The 8931-nt window shown below is 68.1% G+C and carries 11 protein-coding genes; 10 read left to right on the top strand and 1 reads right to left on the bottom strand.

Features of this window, described 5'->3' with window-relative positions; translation table 11 throughout:
* Position 1: 1 nt before the first annotated feature.
* From cobT to JQM68_RS03015, 10 genes are read left to right on the top strand one after another with little or no spacing between them, the layout of a single operon-like run.
* Positions 2–1069: a nicotinate-nucleotide--dimethylbenzimidazole phosphoribosyltransferase gene (gene cobT / locus JQM68_RS03060; protein ID WP_235221440.1), complete on the top strand. Its 1068-nt coding sequence runs from the start codon at positions 2–4 to the stop codon at positions 1067–1069.
* Positions 1066–1593 carry a bifunctional adenosylcobinamide kinase/adenosylcobinamide-phosphate guanylyltransferase gene (locus JQM68_RS03055; protein WP_235221439.1) on the top strand — a complete coding sequence of 176 codons (528 nt, stop codon included), beginning with the start codon at positions 1066–1068 and terminating at the stop codon, positions 1591–1593. Before cobT ends, JQM68_RS03055 begins: the two co-directional genes overlap by 4 nt.
* On the top strand, positions 1593–2369 hold the full coding sequence (locus JQM68_RS03050) for an adenosylcobinamide-GDP ribazoletransferase (protein ID WP_235221438.1): 777 nt from the start codon (positions 1593–1595) through the stop codon (positions 2367–2369). Before JQM68_RS03055 ends, JQM68_RS03050 begins: the two co-directional genes overlap by 1 nt.
* Positions 2366–2701 (top strand): bifunctional adenosylcobinamide kinase/adenosylcobinamide-phosphate guanylyltransferase, encoded by a 336-nt coding sequence (locus JQM68_RS03045; RefSeq protein ID WP_235221437.1) that lies wholly within the window; start codon positions 2366–2368, stop codon positions 2699–2701. Before JQM68_RS03050 ends, JQM68_RS03045 begins: the two co-directional genes overlap by 4 nt.
* Complete coding sequence (locus JQM68_RS03040; protein WP_235221436.1) at positions 2698–3306, top strand: histidine phosphatase family protein; 609 nt, start codon at positions 2698–2700, stop codon at positions 3304–3306. The genes JQM68_RS03045 and JQM68_RS03040 overlap by 4 nt, the downstream gene beginning before the upstream one ends.
* Positions 3300–4271 carry an adenosylcobinamide-phosphate synthase CbiB gene (gene cbiB, locus JQM68_RS03035; protein WP_235221435.1) on the top strand — a complete coding sequence of 324 codons (972 nt, stop codon included), beginning with the start codon at positions 3300–3302 and terminating at the stop codon, positions 4269–4271. Before JQM68_RS03040 ends, cbiB begins: the two co-directional genes overlap by 7 nt.
* A 4-nt stretch (positions 4272–4275) precedes the next feature.
* Complete coding sequence (gene cobD, locus JQM68_RS03030) at positions 4276–5334, top strand: threonine-phosphate decarboxylase CobD (RefSeq protein ID WP_235221434.1); 1059 nt, start codon at positions 4276–4278, stop codon at positions 5332–5334.
* Complete coding sequence (locus JQM68_RS03025; protein ID WP_235221433.1) at positions 5331–6842, top strand: cobyric acid synthase; 1512 nt, start codon at positions 5331–5333, stop codon at positions 6840–6842. Before cobD ends, JQM68_RS03025 begins: the two co-directional genes overlap by 4 nt.
* Positions 6839–7507, top strand: coding sequence for a precorrin-8X methylmutase (locus JQM68_RS03020; RefSeq protein ID WP_235221432.1), 669 nt, complete (start codon positions 6839–6841; stop codon positions 7505–7507). The genes JQM68_RS03025 and JQM68_RS03020 overlap by 4 nt, the downstream gene beginning before the upstream one ends.
* A gap of 25 nt (positions 7508–7532) precedes the next feature.
* Positions 7533–7841 (top strand): cysteine-rich small domain-containing protein, encoded by a 309-nt coding sequence (locus JQM68_RS03015; RefSeq protein WP_235221431.1) that lies wholly within the window; start codon positions 7533–7535, stop codon positions 7839–7841.
* A 40-nt stretch (positions 7842–7881) separates the two neighbouring features.
* Here the strand turns inward: JQM68_RS03015 and JQM68_RS03010 are convergent, their stop codons facing one another.
* Positions 7882–8919, bottom strand: a complete 1038-nt coding sequence (locus tag JQM68_RS03010; RefSeq protein ID WP_235221430.1) for a putative ABC transporter permease — start codon at positions 8917–8919, stop codon at positions 7882–7884.
* Positions 8920–8931: the final 12 nt, after the last annotated feature.

Here is an 8931-nt window from a genome sequence, read left to right as displayed (position 1 = left end):
CATGGAACTGAACGGAATTTTAAAAGGTATCGGGCCGGAGGACGCCGAGGCCCGGGCAGAGGCCAGCCGCCGCTGGAACAGCCTCGCTAAGCCCCTGGGGGGCCTGGGCCTGCTGGAGACGGCACTGGAGGACATCGCCGCCCTGACGGGAAGCGCCGATGTGGACCTCCGGGAGCGGGCGGTGCTGGTGCTGTGCGCCGACAACGGCGTGGTGTGCCGGGGCGTCACCCAGTCTCCGGCCTCCGTCACCGCCGTCGTGACGGAAAACCTGGCGGCGGGCCGGACCTCCGTGTGCCGCATGGCACGGGTCGCGAACTGCCGGGTGGTGACTGTGGACATGGGCGTGAAGGATTTTCCGGGCGTGCCGGGGGTGCTGTCCCGCCGCGTGGGAAACGGCACGGCGGATATTTCCGTTGGCCCGGCCATGACCCGGGCCCAGGCGGAGCAGGCGGTGCTGACGGGCATCGAGCTGGTCCGGGAGCAGGCGGAGCAGGGGGCCCAACTGCTGGCCACCGGAGAGATGGGCATTGGCAACACCACTACCTCCAGCGCCGTGACCAGCGTCCTGCTGGAGCGGCCGGCGGAGGAGCTGACCGGCCGGGGCGCGGGACTCTCCGACGAGGGCCTGGCAAGGAAAATCGCGGTCATCCAACAGGCCATCGCCTGCAACCGACCGGACCGGGACGACGTTCTGGATGTGCTGTGTAAAGTGGGCGGCTTTGACATCGCGGGGCTGTGCGGCGTGTTCCTGGGCGGCGCGCTGTACCGGGTCCCGGTGCTCATCGACGGGTTCATCAGCGCTGTGGCGGCCCTGTGCGCCCTGCGGCTCTGCCCGGCGGCGGGCAAGGCTATGCTGGCGAGCCACGTCTCCGCCGAGCCTGCGGGACAAATGGTGCTGGAGGCGCTGGGCAAGCGGCCCCTTATCACCGCCGGGATGCACCTGGGCGAGGGCACCGGCGCGGTGGCGGCCATGCCGCTGCTGGATATGGCCTGCGCCGTGTACCAGGGCTGCTACACCTTCCGCGACGGCGGCATCGAGGCCTATCAGCCCCTGGGGGACAGCCAATGATGACCCTGGTGATCGGCGGCGCCGCCAGCGGCAAGAGCGAATATGCGGAACGCCTGGTGCTGGCCTCCGCGTATGAAAGGCGCATTTATATCGCCACCATGGAGCCTTTTGACGGCGAGTGCCTGGCGCGCATCGAAAAGCACCGCCGCATGCGGGCGGAGAAGCGGTTTGAGACGGTGGAGTGCTATACAAATCTGGCCTCTGTCACCGTTCCGCCGGACAGCGTGGTGCTGCTGGAGTGCGTGGGCAATCTCTGCGCCAACGAGATGTACAGTCCTCACGGCAGCGGAGACCGGGCGGCGGAGACCATCCTGGAGGGCGCGGCGCGTTTGAAAGACCAGTGCGGAGACATGGTGGTGGTGTCCAACGAGGTGTTTGCCGGGGGCAGTTGCTATGAAGAGGGGACCATGGCGTATCTGCGGCGGCTTGCCCGGGTCAACCGGATGCTGGCTGACCTGGCGGACAACGTCTGCGAGGTGGCCTGCGGCATCCCGGTGTATTACAAGGGAAAGGAGCCTTGCTGATGGTGCTGTTTGAGACGATCGCCGTGGCCTTTGCCATGTTTTCGGCCATCCCGGTGCCCCAGCCGGAATGGAACCAGCGGAACATGCGGTACGCCCTGTGCGCCTTCCCGCTGGTGGGCGCGGCGGTCGGCCTTGCCTGGTGGGGCTGGGCGGCAGTCTGCGGCGTGCTGGGCTTCCCGGCGCTGCTGCGGGCGGCGGGGTTCTGCCTGCTGCCCATGGCCGTCACGGGGGGCATCCACCTGGACGGCTACGCCGACACCGCCGACGCCCTGGCCAGCTGCGCGCCGCCGGAGCGGAAGCGGGAGATCTTGAAGGACGCCCACTGCGGCGCCTTCGCGGTCATCCGGCTGTGCATGTACGTCTGCGGCTATCTGGGGCTTTGCGGCGCCCTGCGGCCCGACGGACGGGCGCTCCTGTGCGCGGCGGCGGGGTTCGTGCTGTCCCGGTGTCTTTCGGGGCTGTCCATCGCCTGCTTTCCCATGGCGAAGGACACGGGCCTGGCCCACACCTTCGCGTCATCGGCGGACAAGGGCCGGGTACGGGTTGTGCTGGCTGTCCTGGCGGCTGGTGCCGTGGTGACGATGTGGGTATCTGACATTTTGTACGGCGCGGCCATGACCCTGGCGGCGCTGGCGGTATTTGCCAACTATGCCCGCACGCTGCAAAAGCAGTTCGGCGGCCTCTCCGGAGACCTGGCCGGATGGTTTTTGCAGCGGGCGGAATTCTGGATGCTGGCAGCCCTGGTGCTGTGCCAGTATGGGGAGAAATTGCTGTGATCTTTCTGTTTGGCCCGCTGTACAGCGGAAAAAGAGAACTTGCCATGGAGCTGCTCCGCTGTGACGCGGCGGAGCTGGCCCGCCGGGCTGTCTGGGACGTGCAGGACCTGGCGGCAAAAAGCGGGGACCTGCCCGCCCTGGCGGAGGAGCTGGCGAAATATGACGTGGTCATCGCCACGGAGGTAGGCGGCGGCGTGGTGCCGGTAAGCCCCGACGAGCGGGCCGCACGGGAGGCGGCGGGCCGGCTGAACTGCCTGCTGGCCCAGCGGGCGGAGACGGTGGCCCGGGTGTTCTGCGGCATTTCCATGGTGCTGAAAGGAGAACTGCCATGAAGGTCTGGCTGCTGCGCCATGGCCGAACGGCCTGGAACGGGGAGCACCGCTACCAGGGGCGGACGGACGTCCCCCTGTCCCCGGAGGGAGAAGCGGAGCTGCGGCAGGCGGAGTTCACGCCGCCTGTGGTGTACGTCTCGCCCCTGTGCCGGACGGGACAGACGGCGGCGAAGCTCTTTCCTGGTGCGGAACAAATTGTGGTGAAAGACCTGGCGGAAATGGATTTCGGCGCCTTTGAGGGCCGGAATTATGTGGAGATGGAGCACGACCCGGACTACCGGGCCTGGGTGGACGGCGGCTGTATGGGCCGCTGCCCCGGCGGCGAGGACTGGGCGGCGTTTTCCGCCCGGGTCTGCGGCGCGGCGGAGCGGCTGATGGAGGACGGGCTGGCGCGGAAGGAGAACTGCCTGACGGTGGTAGCCCACGGCGGCGTGCTGATGGCGGTGATGGAGCGGTTCGCCCTGCCGGAACGGGGGTATTTTGACTGGAACGCCCCCTGCGGCGGCGGATATGTGCTGGACTGGGAGGAAGACCTCTGGCAGTCCGAGCGAAAGCTGCGGCTTTTGCGGGAAGTACGGTATACGAAAGGCGAAGGCATATGCTGATTCTGATGGCCGTGGTGTGCGGCTTTATCCTCGACTGTTTTCTGGGGGACCCATCGTGGATGCCCCACCCGGTGGTGTACATGGGAAAGGCCATCACCTGGGCGGAAAAGCGCCTGCGGGCCGCTTTCCCCGGGACACCGGAGGGGGAATTCCGGGCGGGGCTGTGTCTGGCGGCGGGACTGCCGCTCCTCACGCTGCTCCTCTCCGGCGGCGTCTGCCTGCTGGCATCGCGGCTTCACCCGCTGGCGGGCTTTGCGGTGCAGACGCTCTGGTGCTGGCAGGCGTTGGCGATGCGGGGCCTGGCGGCGGAGAGCCGGAACGTCTGGCGGACGCTTCAAACGGAGGACCTGCCTGCTGCCCAAAAGGCGGTGGGGCGCATCGTGGGCCGGGACACGGAGCGGCTGACGGCGGAGGGCGTCATCAAAGCCGCCGTGGAGACGGTGGCGGAGAACTTCTCCGACGGCGTGGCGGCGCCGCTGGTCTACATGCTGCTGGGCGGTGCGCCGCTGGCGCTTACGTACAAAGCAATCAACACCATGGACAGCATGGTGGGCTACAAAAACGAGAAATACCTGTGGTTCGGCCGGGCGGCGGCGAGGCTGGACGACGCGGCCAATTACCTCCCGTCCCGCATGGCGGCCCTTTTCTGGATCGCCGCCGCCGCGCTGACCGGGCAGGACTGGAGGGACGCGTGGCGCGTCTGGCGGCGGGACCGCCGATGCCACGCCAGCCCCAATTCCGCCCAGACGGAATCCGCCTGCGCCGGAGCGCTGGGCGTCCGGCTGGCGGGGCCCGCCTGGTATTTTGGGCAGCTGTATGACAAGCCCACCATCGGCGACGACCTGCGTCCGGTGGAGGCTGCGGACATTCTGCGGGCTGACCGGATGCTGTACGCCGCCTCCTTTCTGGCGCTGGCGGTCCTGGGGGCGGCGCGGTGCCTTGTGATGTTCTGTTTGCCGGGGTGAGCGTATGCGTGAGAATTTGATACACGGCGGCGACTGGGCGGGCTTTGCTGATGCCCACGGCCGTCTGCCGCTGGACTTTTCGGCCAGCATCAGCCCCCTGGGCGTCCCAACCGACGTGCAGGCGGCTTTGCGGGACGCGGCGGCGCAGGCGGACCGCTACCCGGACCCCCTGTGCCGGGGGCTGCGGGCCGCGCTCTCGGCGCATGAGAACGTCCCGGCGGAGCACATCCTCTGCGGAAACGGCGCGGCGGACCTGATTTTCCGGGCGGTGCTGGCCCGGCGGCCCCGGCGGGCGCTGGTGACGGCCCCCACCTTCGCCGGGTATCAGGAGGCGCTGGCCCTGACCGATTGTGCCGTGGAGCAGTTCCGCCTGAAAGAGGAAAAAAACTTTTCTCTGGATATAGATTTTCTGAACGCCGTCACGCCGGAGACGAACATGGTGTTTCTCTGCGAGCCCAACAACCCCACCGGCGTGACCACCGACCCGGCGTTGCTGACACGCATCCTGGAGCGGTGCCGGGAGACCGGGACGCTGGTGGTGCTGGACGAGTGCTTCGGCGCTTTTCTGGACGCGCCGGAGGCCCACACCAGAAAGGGCGATTTGGGGAAGTTCCCGAACTTGCTGATTCTGAAGGCCTTCACAAAGCTCTACGCCATGGCGGGCGTGCGGCTGGGCTATGCCCTCTGCGCCGACACGGAGCTTCTGGAGCGGATGCGCCGGGCGGGCCAGCCCTGGCCGGTGTCCTCCCTGGCCCAGGCGGCGGGGGCGGCGGCTCTGCGGGAGACAGAGTATGTCCTCCAAGTGCGGGAGCTGCTGGCGGCGGAGCGGCCCCGGCTGGCGGCGGAGCTGCGGCGGCTGGGGATGCGGGTCGTCCCCGGCGAGGCCAATTATCTGCTGTTCGCGTCCCCCAGGGAGCTGTCCGCCCCCCTGACGGAACGGGGCATTTTGCTGCGCTGCTGCGGCAATTTTGAGGGGCTGGATGATAGCTGGTACCGCGCGGCGGTGCGGACACATGAGGAGAATCAGCGCCTGGTGGAGGCGCTGGAGGAGGTGCTGCGATGAGCCGGGCGAAGTGCATCATGGTGCAGGGCACCATGTCCGGGGCGGGCAAGAGTTTGCTGTGCGCCGGACTGTGCCGCCTCTTCCGGCAGGAGGGCCTGCGGGCGGCGCCCTTCAAAAGCCAGAACATGGCCCTCAACAGCTATGTGACGGCGGAGGGGCTGGAGATGGGCCGGGCCCAGGTCATGCAGGCGCAGGCGGCGGGGCTGGAGGCGGACGTGCGGATGAATCCCATTCTGCTGAAGCCCTCCAGCGACACCGGCAGCCAGGTCATCGTCCTGGGAGAGGTCCGGGGCCAGATGACGGCGGCGGAATATTTCCGCTATAAAAAGCAGTTAATACCCGAAATTCTGGCGGCCTACGAGAGCCTGGCGGCGGAAAACGACCTCATCGTCATCGAGGGCGCGGGCTCCCCGGCGGAGATCAACCTCCGGGCGGACGACATCGTCAACATGGGCCTTGCGGAGCTGGTGGACGCGCCGGTGCTGCTGGCGGGGGACATCGACCGGGGCGGCGTGTTCGCCCAGCTCTACGGCACGGTGGCCCTGCTGCGGCCCGAAGAGCGGGCGCGGGTCAAAGGGCTCATCATCAACAAATTCCGGGGCGACCCGGAGATCCTGCGGCCGGGCCTTGCCCAGCTGGAGAAGCTGACCGGCGTCCCGGTGCTGGGCGTCGTGCCTTACCTGCCGGTGGACCTTGACGACGAGGACTCCCTGGCGCCCCGCCTGGGGCGGGAGGAAACGCACCGGCCCATCGACATCGCGGTCATCCGCCTGCCCCGCATCTCCAACTTTACGGACTTTTCCCCGCTGGAGGTCCACCCCGCCCTGGGGGTGCGGTATGTGGACCGGGCCGGCGGCCTGGGCGCGCCGGACCTGGTGGTGCTGCCGGGGACCAAGAGCACTATGGCGGACCTGCTGTGGCTGCGGGAAAACGGCCTGGAGGCAGCCATCCGCAAGCTGGCCGCCGCCGGCACGCCGGTGCTGGGCGTCTGCGGCGGCTATCAGATGCTGGGCGAGCTGCTGGAGGACCCGGAGGGCGTGGAGAGCGCCCAAGGCTCCCTGCGGGGCATGGAGCTGCTGCCCTGCCGGACGGTATTTGCCGGGAAAAAGACCCGGACCCGAATCCGGGCCCGGGCGGAGGGGCCCTTTGCCGGGGCACGGCTGGAGGGCTATGAAATTCACATGGGCGTGACGGAAGTCCGGGGCGCGCCCTTCTGCCGCCTGGAGGACGGCAGGGAGGACGGCAGGGAGGACGGCAGGGAGGACGGCTGCCGAAGCGGGAATGTGTTCGGCACCTATCTCCACGGCCTGTTCGACAGCGGAGAGCTGACGGAGAAGCTGGCGGCCTGGCTCTGCGCCCGGAAGAACATCCCGACGGAGGCGGCGGTTCCCGTCTCCCACCGGGCGTACCAGGAGCGGCAGTATGACCTGCTGGCGGCGGAGCTGCGCAAGGCGCTGGACATGGAGGCCCTCTGGCAAATTGTGGACGGAAAGGGAGGAGACCGATGATGCATACAAAGCCCGGGGATATTGAGCGCACCAGCCTGTCCATCATCCGGCGGGAGCTGGAGGCGCGGGGCATCGTCCTGCCGGAGGAGACGGCGGCGGTGGTCAAGCGGGTCATCCACGCCACGGCGGATCTTGACTACGCGGAGAACCTCCGCTTCACGGACGGCGCCGTGGCCCGGGGCGTGGAGGCGCTCCGCCGGGGCCGCACCCTGGTGACCGACACCAACATGGCCCTGGCCGGGGTCAGCAAGCCGGCCCTCTCCAAGCTGGGGGGAAAGGCCCTCTGCCTGATGGCGGAGCCCGCCGTGGCTGCGGAGGCGAGGGAGCGCGAGACCACCCGGGCCGCCGTGTCCATGGAGCGGGCACTGGCGGAGTACCCCGACGCGGTGCTGGCGGTGGGCAACGCCCCCACGGCGCTGCTGAAAATCGCGGAGCTGCTGGAGGCCGGGAGCCGGCCCTCCCTGGTCATCGGCGTGCCGGTGGGCTTTGTGAACGTGGTGGAGAGCAAGGAGCGGCTGCTGGCGGCCTGCCGGCGGTGCGGTGTGCCCGCTATCGTGGCCCTTGGCCGCAAGGGGGGCAGCAACGTGGCGGCGGCCATCTGCAACGCCCTGCTCTATACCGCCGCCGGACAGCTGGACCCCGCCAGCCGGGGCTGGCAGGGCTGACGGCGGCGAGAGGAGGTACAGTTTGATGCCTAGCAAGGAAACGGAGCGCCCGGCGTGGTACGGGAAGGGGTACTCCTTCTTCACCAACACAGCCTGCGAATATTTCCCCTGCCATCCGGTGCCGGAGGGGACGGAGTTCAACTGCCTGTTCTGTTACTGCCCCCTGTATGTTCTGGGCAGGGACTGCGGCGGCAATTTCACCTATCTGGAAAACGGGCGCAAGGACTGCAGCAAGTGCCTCCTGCCCCACCGGAGGGAGAGCTACGGCGATATCATCCGGCGCTATCAGGATATTCTGGGCGTAATGGCCCGGCAGGAGAAGCCCGAAACATGAAAAAAGTCCCCACGCCTGTGAACGGCGCGGGGACTTTCTCTTATTTCCGGTCGCCCAGCTTCCGCAGGGCGTCCAGGGCCTCGCTCAGCTCCTGACGGGCCTTGGCGGAGGGGTTGGCCCGCAGGATGCGCAGGGAGCGCTGATACGTGCGGGCGGTGCGGGCGCGGATGGCGGCCTTCCGGTCCCGGACCTTCTCGATGGCCTCGGTCAGGTCGGCGCGGCGCTCCGCCAGGGCGTCGGCGGTGAGGTCGGGGATGTCGGCCAGGTGGTCCCGGCAGGACTCCAGCGCGTCGGAGATGGTGTCCAGGATGTCCAGCTTGACCTCCGTGCGGCGGCGGAGGGAATCCTCCAGCCGCTCCTGGCGGCGGTCCCGGCGCTCCTCCCGGGCCTGGCGCTGCTCCTCCAGCTCCGCCTCCATCCGGCTCTGGAGCAGCCGCTTCTCCAGCTCGGTCTTCTCCCGGAAGCGGCGCAGGTCATCCTCGGCAAAGGCGGCGGCCACCTCGGCCCGCTTGGCCAGACGCCGCAGGTCCTCGTTCTCCTCCGTCAGCTTGGACAGCACCTCCCTGAGGTCCAGGGCGGCCTGGACGGACTGGACCACGTCCACGGTAAATACAACGGTCAGCGCCAGCGCTAGGGGGTCCACCAGCCAGGCGGGCACATCCGCCAGCAGCCGCGCGATGGGCGGATGGATGAACTTCACCAGCAGGATAGAGAAAAAGCCCCAGGCGATGGAGCTGGACAGGCAGATGTGGCCGTTCAGGTTGCACTTTTTGTCGGAGTAGTCCCAGTAGCGGACCTTGAACAGGGCTTCCATGGCGGCGCCGGTGACGTATTCCAGCGCCGTAGCAGCCAGCATGCCCAGGAGCCACACCAGTATCAGGTTCCCCGCCACCGGCAGCGTGGCGAACAGGATGATGATGGCGCCGGAGCCGTAGATGGGCAGCAGCGGCCCCCGGAGAAAGCCCCGGTTCACCCAGCGGCGCTGGCAGACGGAGACGTAGCAGCTCTCCCAGACCCAGCCGCAGAAGCAGTAGAAGAAAAACAGCAGGACCCATTGGCCCGCGGAATAGACGTGCATGAAAGCTCCTTT

It is taken from the genome of Oscillibacter valericigenes (genome assembly GCF_021531435.1).
Taxonomy (GTDB): domain Bacteria; phylum Bacillota; class Clostridia; order Oscillospirales; family Oscillospiraceae; genus Oscillibacter; species Oscillibacter valericigenes_B.
Note: the sequence above shows the minus strand (reverse complement) of the source record. Positions and strands in the feature narration are given on the sequence as shown.